At 66.0% G+C, this 15,511-nt stretch carries 15 protein-coding genes; 10 read left to right on the top strand and 5 right to left on the bottom strand.

Translation table 11 applies throughout. The annotated features are described in order from the left end of the window. Positions 1–326: 326 nt before the first annotated feature. From MRBLMI1_RS07215 to MRBLMI1_RS07230, 4 genes are all read left to right on the top strand, one after another. The gene (locus MRBLMI1_RS07215; RefSeq protein WP_367728906.1) at positions 327–1,181 is read left to right on the top strand and encodes a glycosyltransferase family 2 protein; all 855 of its coding nucleotides are present in this window, start codon (positions 327–329) and stop codon (positions 1,179–1,181) included. Next, positions 1,178–2,305, top strand: a complete 1,128-nt coding sequence (locus MRBLMI1_RS07220; RefSeq protein ID WP_367728908.1) for a glycosyltransferase — start codon at positions 1,178–1,180, stop codon at positions 2,303–2,305. The genes MRBLMI1_RS07215 and MRBLMI1_RS07220 overlap by 4 nt, the downstream gene beginning before the upstream one ends. Further along, positions 2,302–3,372: a glycosyltransferase family 4 protein gene (locus tag MRBLMI1_RS07225; protein ID WP_367728910.1), complete on the top strand. Its 1,071-nt coding sequence runs from the start codon at positions 2,302–2,304 to the stop codon at positions 3,370–3,372. The genes MRBLMI1_RS07220 and MRBLMI1_RS07225 overlap by 4 nt, the downstream gene beginning before the upstream one ends. 470 nt (positions 3,373–3,842) lie before the next feature. After that, the gene (locus MRBLMI1_RS07230; protein WP_367728912.1) at positions 3,843–5,066 is read left to right on the top strand and encodes a hypothetical protein; all 1,224 of its coding nucleotides are present in this window, start codon (positions 3,843–3,845) and stop codon (positions 5,064–5,066) included. A 250-nt stretch (positions 5,067–5,316) separates the two neighbouring features. Here the strand turns inward: MRBLMI1_RS07230 and MRBLMI1_RS07235 are convergent, their stop codons facing one another. Beyond that, positions 5,317–6,885: a sugar transferase gene (locus MRBLMI1_RS07235; RefSeq protein WP_367728914.1), complete on the bottom strand. Its 1,569-nt coding sequence runs from the start codon at positions 6,883–6,885 to the stop codon at positions 5,317–5,319. A gap of 642 nt (positions 6,886–7,527) precedes the next feature. Between MRBLMI1_RS07235 and MRBLMI1_RS07240 the strand changes: the two genes are divergently transcribed. Beyond that, a complete protein-coding gene (locus MRBLMI1_RS07240; RefSeq protein ID WP_367728916.1) occupies positions 7,528–7,737 on the top strand; it encodes a hypothetical protein in 210 nt (69 codons plus the stop codon). Positions 7,738–7,767: 30 nt separating this feature from the next. Continuing rightward, positions 7,768–8,001, top strand: a complete 234-nt coding sequence (locus MRBLMI1_RS07245; protein ID WP_367728918.1) for a hypothetical protein — start codon at positions 7,768–7,770, stop codon at positions 7,999–8,001. A gap of 99 nt (positions 8,002–8,100) precedes the next feature. On the opposite strand, the gene MRBLMI1_RS07250 is transcribed toward MRBLMI1_RS07245, so the two are convergent. Next, positions 8,101–8,892 carry a DUF2382 domain-containing protein gene (locus MRBLMI1_RS07250; RefSeq protein WP_367728920.1) on the bottom strand — a complete coding sequence of 264 codons (792 nt, stop codon included), beginning with the start codon at positions 8,890–8,892 and terminating at the stop codon, positions 8,101–8,103. A gap of 34 nt (positions 8,893–8,926) precedes the next feature. Continuing rightward, a complete protein-coding gene (locus tag MRBLMI1_RS07255) occupies positions 8,927–9,604 on the bottom strand; it encodes a hypothetical protein (RefSeq protein WP_367728923.1) in 678 nt (225 codons plus the stop codon). Positions 9,605–9,750: 146 nt separating this feature from the next. On the opposite strand from MRBLMI1_RS07255, the gene MRBLMI1_RS07260 reads away from it, so the two are divergent. Next, positions 9,751–10,464 (top strand): TetR/AcrR family transcriptional regulator C-terminal domain-containing protein, encoded by a 714-nt coding sequence (locus tag MRBLMI1_RS07260; RefSeq protein WP_367728925.1) that lies wholly within the window; start codon positions 9,751–9,753, stop codon positions 10,462–10,464. A gap of 151 nt (positions 10,465–10,615) precedes the next feature. On the opposite strand, the gene MRBLMI1_RS07265 is transcribed toward MRBLMI1_RS07260, so the two are convergent. Continuing rightward, on the bottom strand, positions 10,616–11,431 hold the full coding sequence (locus tag MRBLMI1_RS07265; protein ID WP_367728928.1) for a mechanosensitive ion channel family protein: 816 nt from the start codon (positions 11,429–11,431) through the stop codon (positions 10,616–10,618). 233 nt (positions 11,432–11,664) lie between these two features. On the opposite strand from MRBLMI1_RS07265, the gene MRBLMI1_RS07270 reads away from it, so the two are divergent. Next, positions 11,665–13,080 carry a four-carbon acid sugar kinase family protein gene (locus tag MRBLMI1_RS07270; protein ID WP_367728931.1) on the top strand — a complete coding sequence of 472 codons (1,416 nt, stop codon included), beginning with the start codon at positions 11,665–11,667 and terminating at the stop codon, positions 13,078–13,080. Between the two features lie 122 nt (positions 13,081–13,202). Here the strand turns inward: MRBLMI1_RS07270 and MRBLMI1_RS07275 are convergent, their stop codons facing one another. Continuing rightward, positions 13,203–13,697: a hypothetical protein gene (locus MRBLMI1_RS07275; protein WP_367728933.1), complete on the bottom strand. Its 495-nt coding sequence runs from the start codon at positions 13,695–13,697 to the stop codon at positions 13,203–13,205. A gap of 331 nt (positions 13,698–14,028) precedes the next feature. Here MRBLMI1_RS07275 and MRBLMI1_RS07280 point away from each other — a divergent pair, with 331 nt between their 5' ends. Together MRBLMI1_RS07280 and MRBLMI1_RS07285 are read left to right on the top strand one after the other, a co-directional pair. Next, on the top strand, positions 14,029–15,174 hold the full coding sequence (locus MRBLMI1_RS07280) for a PIG-L family deacetylase (RefSeq protein ID WP_367728937.1): 1,146 nt from the start codon (positions 14,029–14,031) through the stop codon (positions 15,172–15,174). A gap of 105 nt (positions 15,175–15,279) precedes the next feature. Further along, positions 15,280–15,471 carry a hypothetical protein gene (locus MRBLMI1_RS07285; RefSeq protein WP_367728939.1) on the top strand — a complete coding sequence of 64 codons (192 nt, stop codon included), beginning with the start codon at positions 15,280–15,282 and terminating at the stop codon, positions 15,469–15,471. The last annotated feature ends 40 nt before the right edge of the window (positions 15,472–15,511 follow it).

Below are 15,511 nucleotides of genomic sequence, written 5' to 3' on the forward strand. Positions count from 1 at the left end.
TGGAAGTTATCGATTGGCGATCGATCGTGGATAGGTGAAGGCGTGTGGTTCCACAACCAGGCCGAGATCGTTGTTGGGCACGATGCTGTGGTGTCGCAGGAGACCTTCCTCACGACCGGTAGTCACGCGCATCGGCGGGACATGGGTTTGATCACACGCCCGATATTCATCGAGGACGGCGTGTGGATCACGTCTCGATGTGTGGTTCTCGGGGGGAGTCGGGTGAGGCGCGCTGCGCTCGTGAGGCCCATGTCGCTGGTCGCAGGAGAGGATATACCTGCCGGCGAGATATGGGGCGGCAATCCTTTGCGAAAGGTGGGAAACCGATGACAAACGAGGCTGTGCGTCCGTTGCCGATAACGGTCCTCGTGCAGACCAAGAACGAGGCAGTCGGCATCGGTAAGTGTCTGCAGGCGTTGTCCGACTTCTCAGAAGTGATCGTTGTCGATTCATTGAGTACGGATGATACGGCTTCTATCGCTCGGCGCAGCGGCGCTAAAGTTGTCGATTTTGACTGGAACGGCAAGTATCCGAAGAAAAAGCAGTGGCAGCTCGAGAATGTGCCAACCGCAAATGAGTGGGTCCTCTTCATCGACGCGGACGAAACCCCTCAGGCGGGTCTCGTCAAGGAATTGCGCAACATCTTCGCTGGCAGTCCGGAACCCGGCATCGTCGCCTTCGACATAGGCCTCGACTATGTCTTCGCGGGTCGCGTTCTCCGGCACGGTCACAGAGTTACAAAACGCTGCCTAGTGCGGAAGGGATTTGTGCGTTTCCCTGTGATGGATGATCTAACGGCTCCTGGCATGGGTGAGCTCGAGGGTCATTACCAGCCAGAAGCGGATGGTGCCGTACTGAGGCTGACACATCGCATCTTGCACAACGACCTCGACCCCGTCTCGAGTTGGTTTGCTCGTCATAACAAGTATTCCGATTGGGAAGCTCACCTGCGATCGAGGCGTGATGTACAGGCAGATGTACGTCGCCGACGCTCTCGCCAGGGACGAATCTTCGACGCTGTACCGTTCAAGCCACTAGTTTTCTTTGTTTATGCTTATATCCTTCGTGCTGGTTTTAGGGACGGCCGGGCCGGCTTCGATTATGCAGTAGCGCTGGCGACGTACTACTGGCAGATTGGCCTCAAAACTCGAGAGTTGCGTCGGAATAGAGTCACGCAGTGAGGGTTCTTCACGTCATACCTTCCGTAGCTCGAAAATCTGGCGGGCCAGCCGAACTCATCAGAGAGCTGCTGCCCGCCCTCGTCGATAACGGTGTGAAGATTCGTCTAGTCTCGACGACGAAGGACATGGGGCCTGACGACGCGGACATCTGGTCTTTTGGGGAAGTTCATCTCGCCCCCTGCTGGTCCCCGCGTTGGACTGTCGCTCCTGCCCTCGTTTCGCGGCTGTGGAAAGAGGTCGGGAACACGGACATTGTGCATGTTCACAGCGTGCATACCTTCCCCTCAACCGTCGCCATGATTATCGCGCGTTTACGAAAGCGGCCCGTCTTTCTTCAGCCTCATGGGGCATTGAATGCCTACCACCTCGCTCAGCGACGGTGGTTGAAAATCGCATATCTGCGTCTTCTAGACCGCTTCGGGTTAGGCGCTGTGCACACAGCAATCTACAGTTCGTCAGTGGAGGTGCGCGATGGCAATATCGCCCTACCTCGCATAAAGCCATCGTGGCTGCCGCTGGGCGTCTCCCAGGACATTCTCTCAGCGCCCCGCCGCGAAGGACCTGACACGAGAGTGCTTTTCCTTGCTCGTCTTGCCGAGAAAAAGCGGTTGGACCTCTTCCTGCGGGCGCTTGCCGACCTGGGGCCAGAGACGGGCGCCTGGGAGGCGCGCGTGGCTGGTCCATTGGACCCTGCGTTGTCTTACGACCCGGTGCAATTAGCGCAAACGTTGGGTATAGACGAACGCGTCATCTTCCTCGGGGAGGTGAATGCGACACAGCGGCGCAAGTTGCTCAGTCAGTCTGCTATCTATGTGTTGCCCAGCGATGACGAAAGCTTCGGGATGTCCGTAGCTGAAGCGATGGCTGCAGGCTGCGCCGTAGTGGCGACGCCAGCAGTGGGATGTGCTGTCGACGCAGGATCCTCGGCCGGTGTGCGTCTGACTCAGCAGTCTGTCGAGGCGCTCTCTGTGCAAATCCGTGAGCTCCTTGGAGATGTTGCGGGCCGAAAGCATTCAGGGCAACTCGCTCGCAATTACGCTCACTCAAACCTCGCTTGGACAGCCGTCGCTGAACGGCTGACAGGCTACTACGAAGCAGTCCCTGTCAATCGGGTGGAGACATGACAATCATTGCCGTTACCCAGCCGTACGTACCTGCGTATCGGGTTCCTCTGTTCAATGCAATCGAGGAAAGATTGCAACGCAATGGTCTTGAATTGCGCGTGTACAGTGCGGCTCCACGAGGGCAGCAATCTCAGAGAGGTGATTCAGCGTCGGGTAGGTGGCATCGCCACGTCGAATCGCGCGAGATCGCCATCGGTAAGTGGACTGTTTCTCGAAGAAGCTTGCCGCCGGAACCTGCAGAGATCGGGCTGGTAATTTCGGAATTAGAGGCGCTCAACATCTTCGCATGGCGCGAGAGCTTTCGTCGGCGTCCGCTCATTTTGTGGGGGCATGGGAAAGGCTATGTCAACGATACTAGTTGGCTAGCGGACAACGTGGAATTTGGCTTGATTCGGCGGGCGGATCACGTAATGACCTACGCACCTTCTGGCCGGCACCACATTGTGCGGAAGGGCGGAATATCGCCGGATAAGGTGACTGCCATCGGGAACAGCACTGACACCTCGGTGCTGCGAGTTGAGACGGAAAGACTTCTGCCGACGGTTTCGCGTGATGGCGCCCCATCCGCGATGTACGTGGGGGGGCTTGATGCGGCCAAGCGAATTGATTTTCTGCTAGAGGCGTTCCGTGTCGCCAAGCGATTAATGCCAAACTTCAAGCTCACGGTGGTGGGTCGGGGAAGGGACGAAGCGCTCGTGCGGGCTCTCGCTAGCGATGAGGCGAATCTCAATTATGTGCCGGAAGCTCGCGGTGCTGAGTTGGCTCGCCTCGGTTCGCTCGCAGATGTGATGTGGGTACCGGGACGAGTGGGTCTTGTTGCCGTCGATTCGCTGGCAATGGGTCTGCCCGTGCATACGACGAACTTTGACTATCATGCACCTGAGATTGAGTTTCTGAGCGAGGGCGAGGTGTTCTATCTCGGACCGACAGCCGAGCGTTTCGCGCGTCAATCGCTGGATCTAATCGAGGCAGGAAAAAGTAAAAATCTCCGCCACGACATCCCGACTATCGATAAGGTGGCGACGTCCTTTGCCAACGTCGTTTTCAGCTGCATGAAGGTGGGTTGATCTTGGGCTGGATGGAGAGGTTGGCATACTTGAGGCGATTCCGCGTTGCGCGCGAAGTCATGCTCCTGTATGGCCTTGATTTACCCGCCGAAGTGACCATCGGCCGTGGTTTGGTGTTGCAGCATCGCGGCATGGGCACGGTGGTTCACCCTGAAACGCGAATTGGTGACGGCGTGACCCTATATCACCAGGTCACTATCGGTCGAGCTGATGCGCATCTGCCGCGCGCGGACAGTCCGATGGAACAGATTGAGATCGGCGACAACGCGGTGCTTTACCCCGGGGCGAAGGTTCTCGGCGGTGCGGGTGTGACCAGAGTCGGGACCGGAACGTTGATAGGCGCGAATGCCGTATTAACTCGTTCCACAGGAGATTGGGAAGTCTGGGCGGGGTCGCCAGCGCGTTGCGTTGGCACCCGAAAGCGCCCCGGTTCCTAATGCGGGCCGCAGATGGGGGTTGGTGCTAGCTTCATGCGTTTTCTCCGTCGAGGATTCACGGCTGCGAGGCAGTTCGGTTTTTTTGCTCTGAGTGTATTACTGCTCGCGTTGAGCTCGTTGTGGTTCATACGGGCGGCAATTTCGGCGGGGGGTCTCGATTTATGGGCGTCAGTCGCCGTAGGTCAGGCGGTTGGCGCGCTCGGCGCGATCGTGGTCGGGTACGGTTGGTCCGTATCGGGGCCTGTACGTGTCGCCGCGGCACAAATGCAGCTTGAGCGTTCGCGCGAGTTCGCAGATGCGTTTGCGCTCCGGACACTCATTCTCGCGGTCGCGACAATGGCTGTCGCACTGGCCATTTTTCTGCTTCCGGAGGTCGATGTCGGTCTCGGTCTACTGGGTGCGCTGCCGGTGATGGTCATTGCACTCTCCGCTTCGTTCTACTTCGTGGGGTTGGCATCGCCATCTCTACTCTTTTGGATGGAGACAATTCCCCGTGCGGCGTTCACGGCAGCCGCTGCCTTCTTGCTTCTCACCGACTCAATTACTGTCCCCTTTGCCCTCGCCGTCCAGCTTCTCGGGAACCTCTGCGCTGTTCTTCTTTCGGGAACGTACGTGCTCCGATCTGGCCTGTGGCGCGTCTGGATGCGTTCGTCGAGGTCCGACGGGTTCCTGACCCTTCTGCGCCGCCAACGTCAGGGGCTGGCCTCCGCGCTCCTGGCCGCCTTCTTCAGCAACGCTCCGATGCTGATTGTCACCTTCGTCGCTCCTGCGATCGTTGCTCCATTCAGCGTTGTCGACCGGCTGGCGAAGCAAATGCTGGCGGGGAGTTCTCCGGTTACTGCAGTACTTCAGGGATGGGTGCCCCGCGAGGGAGTCTCTGCTGTTGCTCGCCGCGCTCGAGTGGCTCTGGCCATTTCGTGGCTGGCGGGGGTGTTTGTGGCCCTGGTTGTGGCAATCTCAGCTCGGCCCCTGGTGCATTGGGTCGCCGCGGGGGAAGTCGAGCCCGGTCCCTTGATTTCGGTGTTGATGGGCTCCTTCGTGGGGCTGTTTCTAGTCCAAAACGCGGTGAGCTACGCGGGTCTAGCGGCGCAGGGGCGCCTCGGCGTTGCTAACAGATCGATGCTGGTGTGCACGCCGATCGGTCTCGTGCTTGTCGGGGTATTGGCTTCCCCCTTGGGTGTGGTTGGCGTCCTGACAGGCATATGCGCTGGAATGCTGGCCGCATGTGTATGGCAATCGGTCGCAGTTCTGCGGTGAGTGTCCCGCGGTGTTGTGCGTCACTCCATCGAGGAGGAGGGTGTGACGTTCCGGGGTAAGCGTCCTGCGGCGCGTGCGAGGTCGAGGAAATTGGAATGTCCGCAATCCTTTGATGACTAGTGAGCGGGCCAGGTTCGGTTCGACTTCTGTTGGGGGAGATGCTTGTAGAGCGACGCGTCTAGAAGTGCCCATATGAGCGTCGCGCTCACATCAGCGTCAACCCGTACGCTCGTTTGGGCTTACAGACCCCTCAGTGCGCCGTCTCGCCGGGCGCTAGTGCGGCTTTGGCGGTCTTGCCGAGGATCACTGCGTCGCCCAGCAGCGTCCAGTTCTCGACATACGAGAGGTCGAGCCGCACGGACTCCTCCCACGACAGGGACGAGCGACCGCTGACCTGCCACAGGCCGGTGATGCCGGGCTTGGCGAGGAAGCGCCGGTGGACGTGGTCGGCGTACTGGGCCACCTCGGAGGGCAGCGGCGGGCGCGGGCCCACGAGCGACATGGAGCCGCCGAGGACGTTGAACAGCTGCGGCAGCTCGTCGAGGCTGAACTTGCGCATGATGCGGCCGATGGGGGTGACGCGGGGGTCGTTCTTCATCTTGAAGAGGACCTCATTGCCGGAGTCGCGCTGCTGCTTCGCGAGCGCCTCGAGCAGGTCTTCGGCGTTGACGACCATCGAGCGGAACTTCAGCATCGTGAACTCGCGGCCACGATAGCCGATGCGCTTCTGACGGAAGAGCACCGGGCCCTGGCTCGACAGGCGCACAGACAGCGCCAGGAACGCGAGCAGCGGGCTGAGCACGATGATGCCGACGAAGCTCGCGACGATGTCGACCGTGCGCTTGAGGAACGACTGGCCCTTCGAGAACCGCGGGGTCTCGACGTGGATGAGGGGGAGGCCGGCGACGGGACGCGTGTGGAGGCGCGGGCCGGCGATGTCGGTGATGCTGGGCGCGAGGACGAGGTGCTGACGGCCGGCCTCCAGGCTCCACGAGATCTCCTTGACCTTGTCGGCCGGGAGGTCGTCGGCCGAGGTGACCGCCACGGTGTCGGCGCCGGTGGCGTCGAGGGCGGGGAGGATGGCATCCACGCTCCCCATCACCGGGACGTCGGTGCCGGGGATGGTGTCGGCCACCTTGCCGCTCGGGACGCACGCACCGACCACGCGGTAGCCCGCGCTGGGGTTGCGGGCGAGCTCACGGGCGAGCTGCGTCACCGACGACAGGGAGCCGACGAGGAGCACGTTCGCGGAGTACTTGCCACGCGACCTCTTCATGACGAGCCACTGCCGCCACAGCCACCGCGTGAAGACGAGCACCACGATGCCGACGGGGAGGCTGATGAGCAGGTACCCGCGGGCGACGTCGACCTGCGTGAGGAACGCGATGATCGCGATCGTCCCGAACAGACGGAAGCTCGCGTCGACGATGCGGATGTACTCCTGGGAGCCCGTGCCGATCACGCGGTCGCTGCGGGAGTCGATGAAGGAGAGCGACCACATCCACGCGACGATCAGCACGATCGAGAAGACCCAATAGGAGATGTCGGTGATGCGGCTGTCGTTGACGGCGGCGAGCTGCGCGTTGCCGAGCCCGAACCAGGCGATCTGCGTGCCGTAGACGACCCAGACCAGGGCGGCGAGGTCGGTGATGATGAGGTTGCGGCGGTACTTCTGGCGCCACCGGCTCCGCACGGGCGCACCGGAGCCACTGGTCGCCTCGCGGCCAGCCGGCAAGCGGTTGGCGTCTGCGCGCGGCAGCACTGCGTCCTCGGCACCCTGCGACGTCGATGTCGCGCCGACCGTTAGGTCAGACGTCACAGCGCGGTGGCCCCTTTCACCCCAAAAAGCCCCAGTTTTCGGTTCTCCCCGGACGGACAGTAACACGACGCGGCGACCACTCATGCACGGCCGGCGTTACGAAGACATTTCGCCGTGTCGGCGCAACCCCGTGTTTCGCCGACGGCGCTATGCGGTCCAGCGGCGAGAGGTGTCCCCCGAAAGGTGGACAAGACGAAAGTCCCGGACAGGCAACGATTCTGCGCTGCGTGCAAAAAGACACATGCCGAACATGAGAAACCGCTAATGTGCACATTCGGGGACCCCGCCGGCTAACTACTTGCGGCCCCGACAGTGCAAACGATCGGGGTGCCGAATGCGGGAGGGGGAGTGGTGACGACATCGTCCTTGGGGGTCGAGTTTCCGGATGCCACCCCTCTGCGCCTCGGCATCCCGATCGCGTCCACCGCTCAGCGTCCCCCAAAGAGGGGACACCGTTTTTCCCTGACCCGCAGGACAATCGATCTATGCGTTCGGGGGGTAGCCACCGCCCCCACCACCCGGGTTAGCCTCGACACCGCGGCCCGAGATGTGGCCGCGACAAGGTGGCATCCATCTCCGACGCCGATGACGCGAGGAAGCTCCTTCCCGCGCGCCGTCGAATCTCGCCGAACAAGGATCACCGTGAACAACACCGCCTCGCAGCTGTCGCCGGAAACGCGCCGGTGGATCACCGCCTTCGCCATCGGTCTGGTGATGGCGCTGATCGCCGTCGTGGTCTCGGTCGTCTTCGACCATTCGGCGGTCGCGGTGTTCTACATCGGTCTCGGAGTGCTGCTCGTGGTGACCGGCCTCGCCTACGGCGCCTGCGCCCTCAAAGCCCGCCGCCGCTGACATGAGCGCGCTCCTCGGCGAGGCCCTGTCATGACCGCGCGGAAATGGATCGCCGTCGTCGCGGGGACCGGTGCCGTGGTGTTCGGTGCGGTGACGGTCGTCTTCCTGCTGCAGCCGTGGCGGTCGTGCGAGTACGAGGACACCGCCTTCGGCTGCGCGATGCTCGCCGGAGATGTGGATCTCATGCTGGCCGCCGGCTTCGCGACGCTCGTGTGCGTGGCGGCGTTCTTCGGGGCGCTGAGCTGGCGGACGGTTCGGCGCTGACGCGGTCGCGAGGGAGCGGCATCCCCTCCGTCTGAAGGCGGAGGAGCGCGGACACGACGAAGGCCGCCTCCGACCGGAGACGGCCCTCGTGTGCGGGACTTACTCGCGACCGGTGCCGCGGGTGGCGTCGCCGTCCAGCTCGATCTCCTCGCGACGCACGTCCGCGTCGACGGTCCGGGTCTCCTCGACCGTCTCGGTGCCGAGACGCACCCGCTCGACGGGCACGGTCTCCTTCTCGACGACCGGGCGCTCCTCGGTCAGGACGACCTCGTGCTCCTCCTCGCTAAGGTCCGGACCGCCGAGGGCGTCGTCGACGTTGCCCTCGGTGATCGGCTCGCGCTCGAGCCGGACCTCCTCGCGGGTGACGGGAACGGTGACTGTCTCGTGCTCCGTCACGACGTACTTGCGGAGCCGGGCACGGCCCGTCTGGACGCGCTCCGTCCCGACATGCAGCTGCTCCTCGGAGCGGGTCATGGCGTCATCCGTCGTCGGGCCGGACGTGTCGTGGCCCTCTGTCGCCGCGTCGACGCCGGCGCCGGTCGTGCCTCCACCGGTCGTGGCGTCGGTGTCGGTGGCGGCGAATGCGCCGTCGTAGTGACGGTAGAGCTCGTCCTCCTCCGCGTCGCTCAGCTCGCTGTCGGTGTCGATGCGCGGGGCGTCCTTGACCTCGTCCTTGGAGTACGGCACCCGCAGCGAGCCGTCGGCGTCGCTGGCCTGGTCGAGGGGGACGAACGACTCGGACGTCCCGAAGAACCCGGTCTTCACCGTCGCCCAGTTGGGACGGCCGGTGTCGGGGTCGACGTAGATCTGTCCGACGGTGCCGATCTTGGAACCGTCCGTGCTGTACACGTCGGCGCCGATGAGGGCGGAGATGTTCTGATCGCTGATCATGGTGTTCCTTCCGGTGGGGGTGGGGTTCGGGGGGTCAGCGGCCGAGGCCGACACGGTCGACGCGGCGGTGATAGCGCATGCCGGCGAGACCGCCGAGGATCGCGCCGACGAGGGTCACCACGGCTGCGCCGAGGGCGGTCAGGATGCCGGTGGTCGTCGCGCTCTCGGGAGTGACGGGGATCCGCGGGAAGCTGTTCAGGTTGCCAAGGATGTCCCACTGGCTGCCGGCGATCGCGGTGACGATGGCGACGACGATCGCGATGACGACCGCCCAGATCCACACCGCGATGCCCTGCTTCAGGCCGCTGAACCGCGCCATGCGTCCCGCGACGTATCCGCCGGCGTAATAGGCGACGAACAGCACGACGGCGATGACGATGACGCCCACGATCCCGACGGTGTCCGCGTTCTGCGTCGCGGCGTCGGCCGCCTCGTCGGCGGATCCGGTCTGGCTGAGGCCGATGCCGGCCCCGATGGCGGCGGCGAGGGCGGTGAGCAGGACGGTGAGGCCGGTGGCGGTCAGCCAGCCGAAGAATGCCGAGCCGAACTTGAAGCCGCCGAACTCCTCCTTCTCTCGGGCGACCACGTCGTGGCGGAGGGAGGAGTCGGAGTCGACGGGGACGGCAGCACTGGAGGAGGAGCTGTCGAAACGTGCGGCGGGATCGTGCCGCTCGCCGCGGGGCGTGTTGTCGTCGTTTCTGGGGGAATTCATGGGCGCGACGGTAGATGCGCGAAGAATCGCCGACCTACAACGTTGCTTACGGCGTAAGTCACGCGTACACTCCCTGCGCCCACGATGCGAGCCCCCTTCTGCCCCTCCCGGAGGTGCCAGACTGGGCCCTTCGGGAGGGGAACCGAATGGTGCAGGACGGCAAGACGACGCCGCGCGGGGGTGCCCGCAAGCTCAGCCGGGAGCTGATCATCGACGCTGCCCTCGGGCAGATCGACCGGGTCGGGGCCTCCGGCCTGTCGATGCGGAACCTGGCGCAAGAGCTCGGCGTCGAGGCGATGTCGCTCTACCGCTACGTCAACGGCCGGGAGGACCTGCTCGAAGGCGTCGTCGCGCTGCTGATGAACGATGTGCTCACGAGCATCCAAGGTGCCGTGAACGAGCAGTGGCAGGCCTTCCTGCAGATCACCGCGCACGAGATCCGCGGCATCGCGGTCGCCCACCCGCGCGCGTTCCCCCTCGTCGCCACCCGCCACCCGGCGGCTCCCTGGCTGCGGCCGCCGCTGCGCAGCGTCGACGTCGTCGAGGTCTTCCTGTCCGCGCTGATCGCGCACGGCTTCTCCGACGGGCAGGCCGTCAACGCCTACCGCGCGTTCAGCAGCTTCCTGCTCGGCCAGCTGCTGCTGGAGTCCGCCGTCCGCGGCGCCGAGACGGGGCCGGCGGAGGAGCCCCTCGACGAGGGCGGGGCGGACATCCCCGGCAAGGACGGCGAGGCCACCCTCGACGACGCCCCCACCGTCCGCAAGCTCCGGGCGATGCTCAGCGAGGACCGCGCCGACGAGGAGTTCGAGGTGTCGCTGGAGTCGCTCCTCGACCGCCTCGACCGCGAGCTCTCGCAGTAAGGGCTTTCGGGGGATGGATGCCACGGCATCCCTGTCCCGTATGTGACGCTCCGGCTTTCGCTGGGCTCGGGGGAGTGGCATCCCTCCCCGGAAATGACCACGCGGGCCGGCCCCGGCAATGATGCCGGAACCAGCCCGCGTCGTGAGGGAGTCAGACCTGCGGGGGCAGCGGGGGACGCTGCGCCTGGGTGCGGGTCGTGGGCTCGGCGGTGCGGGTGGTGTCCTGCGAACGCGTGGCGTCCTGGACGGCACGGCCGGCCTGCTTCGCCTGCTCGGTGACCGAGGGAGCGCCGTTGACCTCCTGCTGGATCTTCGGGGCCTCCTCCTCGGCCTTGGTGAGGAACTTCTCCCAGCGCTCCTGCATCGGCTTGATGAGGCCACCGCCGGCGCCGACGATGATGACGCCCGCGATGATCGCCAGCACGGTGATGAGGATGGGGGTGGTGACCGTCGTGGCGACCTCGATCTGGTTCAGCGCCGCGGTGACGCCGAGGAACAGGATGAAGATCGCGACGATGTTGCCGAGGACCTTGCCGTACGACAGGCCGCCCAGGGTGTTCTGGATGAGGCCCTTGGCGCCGGCGGCGATGGCCGAGGCGATGACGATGATGATGATCGCGACGATGATCTTCGGCAGGAAGGCGATGATGCCTTCGAGCAGGTCGCTGACCGGGTTCGGTCCGAAGACGCCGAAGGCGAACTGCAGGACGAACAGGACCAGCGCGTAATAGACGACCTTCGCGACGATGTCGGACGCGTCGAGCTTGGACTTCGCCAGCGCCTTCTTGATGCCGCCGCGCTCGACGAGGCGGTCGAAGCCGACCTTCTCGAGCAGTTTCTCGAGACCCTTCGAGATGAGCTTCGCGACGATCAGACCCACGATGAGGATCAGGAGGAACAGCAGGGCGAGCGGGACGAACGCGATGACCGCGGCCAGACCGTTCTGGAGTACAGCGGGAACATTCATGGGACAGTCCTTACTTCTCTGACGCATTGCGTCCTGAAAGGCGGGTGGGGCCGCCGTTTACGCCGTAAGTCTGTCAAGGGGAATTTCTCAGCGGAAAAGCTTGAGCCGCATATCGAGCCTGTGGTATTGCCTGCGAGCGACCGGCTTGACGGTGCCGCGGAGAACCTGCATGCTGTCATACAGCTGACAGGTTGCACCCGCGGTACGCCCCGCTCGACGACGAGAGAGACCTCATGGCATCCATCCCCGATCTGGCCGCCCTTCCGCCGGTCGCCGCCCCCGACATCGACGCGCTCGCCGCGCGCGTGGCCGACAGCGGACGCGTGTTCGTCGTGCTGGACGACGACCCGACGGGAACGCAGTCCGTCGCCGACCTGCCGGTGCTCGGCGGGTGGGGCGTCGAGGACTTCGCCTGGGCCTTCGCCTCCGGCGCCCCGGCCGTCTACGTGCTGACGAACTCGCGCAGCCTCGCGCCCGCCGACGCGGAGCGGATCAACCGCGAGGTCGTGCGCGCGGCGCTGAGCGCCGCGGCGACCGCCGACATCCGCGTCGACTTCGTCAGCCGCAGCGACTCCACCCTGCGCGGGCACTACCCGCTGGAGCCTCTCACCATCGCGGACGAGGTCGCCCGCGAAAGCGGCGCGCGCATCACGAACACGGTCATCGTGCCCGCCTTCCCCGACGCGGGCCGCGTCACCGTCCACGGGGTGCACGGCGTCCTCGATGGCGACCGCTTCACCCCCATCGGCGAGACCGAGTTCGCGAAGGACTCCACCTTCGGGTTCTCGTCGTCGCGACTGGCCGACTGGGTCGAGGAGAAGACGGGCGGTGCGGTCGAGGCCTCCCGCGTCGTCGAGGTGACCATCGACGCCCTGCGCGACAGTCCCGCCGCGGTCGCCGAGATCCTGCGCTCCGCGCCGGACGGGGCGCCCATCGTGGTCGACGCCGTCGTGGAGGAGGACCTTCTGCAGCTCGCCCTCGGCCTCGAGATCGTGGAGTCCGAGGGGCGCGCGTTCGTCTACCGCGTCGGACCGCCGTTCGTACGGGCCCGGATCGGACAGCGCCGCCGCCCGCCGCTCGACCCCGACGGCGTCATCGCCGACCGGGCCACCCGCGGCGGCCTCGTCGTCGTCGGCTCGCACGTGGGGCTCACCAGCCGCCAACTCGCCCACCTCGTCGACAACCGCGACCTCGCCGCCGTCGTCGAGATCGACGTGCCGCGTCTGCTCGACCCGGCCACGGGGAGCGACGAGGTCGCCCGTGCGGTCGCCGAGGTGACGTCGGCGCTCGTCCGCGGCGACGTCGTGCTGCACACCAGCCGCACGCTCGTCCGCACCGACGACCCCGACGAGAGCCTGGACATCTCACGCCGCGTCTCGCAGGCCGTCGTGGACACCGTCCACGCCGTCGCCGAGCAGACGACTCCGCGCTTCGTCATCGCCAAGGGCGGCATCACCTCGAGCGACGTCGCCACGCGCGGCCTCGAGATCCGCCGCGCGCGGGTGCGGGGATCGCTGTTCCCCGGCATCGTGTCGGTCTGGGAGGCGGCGGACGGTCTGGCTTCCGGCATCCCGTACGTCGTCTTCGCGGGCAACGTCGGCGACGACACCACGCTCACCGGCGCGGTCGAACGGCTGTCCGCGGGCTGAGCTTCGGGGGCGCGGGCTTGAGGGGCTGCGGGGTCTTGGTCTTGGGGCCTGCGGGGCCTGCCGGGTTTTGGGGCCTGCGGGGCGGTTTCGGGGCCGGGATGCCATGGGTCGGGGCCGCGGGGCTACGGCGCGGTCACGACCTTGACCTCGCGGTCGTCGAGCACGAAGCGGAGCGTCTGGCCGGCGTCGTAGCGGGCCGACAGCTCGGGCGGGGACTGCGGTCCCACCACGACCTGGACCGTCGGGCGGAGGGATCCCGACCCGCACGAGCGCTCGAAGGACTCCAGGCTCTCGCTGCCGTCGCGCGAGACGTACAGGCACGACACCGCCGAGGCATCCAGGTCCCACCCCGTGCTGACGATGACCAGGCCGAGGAAGTCGTCGTGCCGGACCGCGTGCTCGGGGCGCGGGACCAGCGCCTCGGGCCAGGCGAGGGACGGCGCGGCCGCCAGGCGCGCGATCTCCGTCCGCTTCATCCGCGGGCCGTCGAGCGCGAACCACAGTGCGGCGACGACGGCCGCGGTCGCGACGACCGCGATGCCGACGGCGATCCATCCCCGGCTGCCGATCCCCGCGCGCGAAGGATCGCGGAGATGCGGGGCGGGCGAGGCGTTCATCTGGGGGCCTTCATCTGGAGTCGTTACCGCGAGTGTGCGGAACGGTGCTACTGGCGACAACCCCACTTGTCCTCGACCATGATGGGTGTATGCGGGCTCGCGCGTCGAGCCTCCGCGCATTCTTCTTCGCTCGACGGATGAAAATCGGGGTGAATGTAAGGAAACGCATTTTCCGTGTCAACCCCATCAGGCGGAATCCTTTCTTGGTGTACGTGCGCGCTACTCCTAGACTTGCCCTGCGAATCGGCCTCCTGGTCCCTCGCGACATGACGTCCTCGCCACGGGAATCGCGGAATCGGCGGGGGAACGAGCCGCCGAGAGGATCCACCCCATGACCCACGCCCCGCCGCCGACGCGCCCGCGGCGCCGACGCTTCGGAACCGGCGGGGTCATCGCCGTCGTGGTGATCGCCGTCGTCGCGATCGCGGCGATCGCCGTGGGGTCGGTGACGATCCCCGCCGTCATCACGAGCATGCGGCAGGACACCGTGCTCTTCGCGACGCCGACCCCGGAGCCGTCGAGCGCGCGTCCGACCCGGACGCCGACGCCGACCCCGACCCCGACGGCGACCCCGACGCCGACTCCCACGCCGACGCCGACCCCCACCCCGACGCCCCCGCCTCCGCCGCCGCCGGTGCCGGCTTCGCCCGCCGCCCAGACCTGCGACGGCGGCGCGACCACGCTGACCGTCTGGGCTCACCCCGATGACGACATCATCTTCGGCAACCCGACCATCTCGGATGCCATCGCGACCGGGCAGTGCGTGCGTTCCGTCTTCCTCACCGCGGGCGACGCCGGACGAGGGATGCCGTACGTCACCTCCCGCGAGCTCGGCATCCTCCGCGCGTACAACCACATGCGCGGCAGCGGCGAGTTCTGGACCAGCGAGGACGTCACGCTCAACACCGGCGTGCACGTCACCCGCTTCTCGCCGAAGGACAGCGCCCGCATCTCGGTGCTGTTCCTGCGGCTGCCCGACGGCAACATCACCGGCGCCGGTTTCCCGTCGACGGGCTCCGTCACCATCAGCAAGCTCATCGACGGCGCGATCCCCGCGATCGCCCCGGTGGACGGCGGCCCGGCCGTGACCGCCGCGCAGCTGACCGGCAGCGTCACCGAGATCGCCGAGGCGCTCCAGCCGGCGCAGACCCTCACCCACATCCCGCGGGGGAGCGCCTTCGCGCCCGGCGACCACCCCGATCATTCGGTGGTGGGCACGATCGTCCGCGGATCGGTGGGCGCGGTCGCGGCAGCGGCTCCCGGCATCCGGTATCTCGTCGGCTATCCGTCGATGGACCTGCCCGCCAACCTCGGCGGATCCCAGCTGGACGAGAAGGTCGAGACGTACCGGATCTACGCGAAGGAAGACAGCGTCATCCGCTGCGCCGACCGTGCCGCGTGCCTGGCCACTCGCAAGTTCGGGCAATGGCTGCAACGCTCCTACCCCAAGACCGAGACCGAGCTGCAGATGCAGTGACGCGTGCGTGCGTGCGCATGCAGCACAAGCCTCGATGAGGCGCAAGCGGTGTGGCATCCCTCGCCGGATCGGGTTTCGTGGAGAACTCGGAACCAAGGAGGCGACATGGGTGTAGGACGTTGGATCGGCACGGGAGCCGTCGGAGTCGCGGGCGCGGTGTTCGCCAAGACGGCGGTCGGACGCGCCGTGACCGCGGGCACCATCGCCTACCGCGTGTGGAAGGACCCGAAGGTGCAGAAGGTGCGCCGCAAGGTCGCGTCGAAGGTGCTCAAGAGCCGCCAGGCGCGGCGCCCCTGACGACACGAGCCCGCCGACGCGACAGGTGCTGTCGGGTCGG

The organism is Microbacterium sp. LMI1-1-1.1 (genome assembly GCF_040815675.1).
GTDB lineage: Bacteria > Actinomycetota > Actinomycetes > Actinomycetales > Microbacteriaceae > Microbacterium.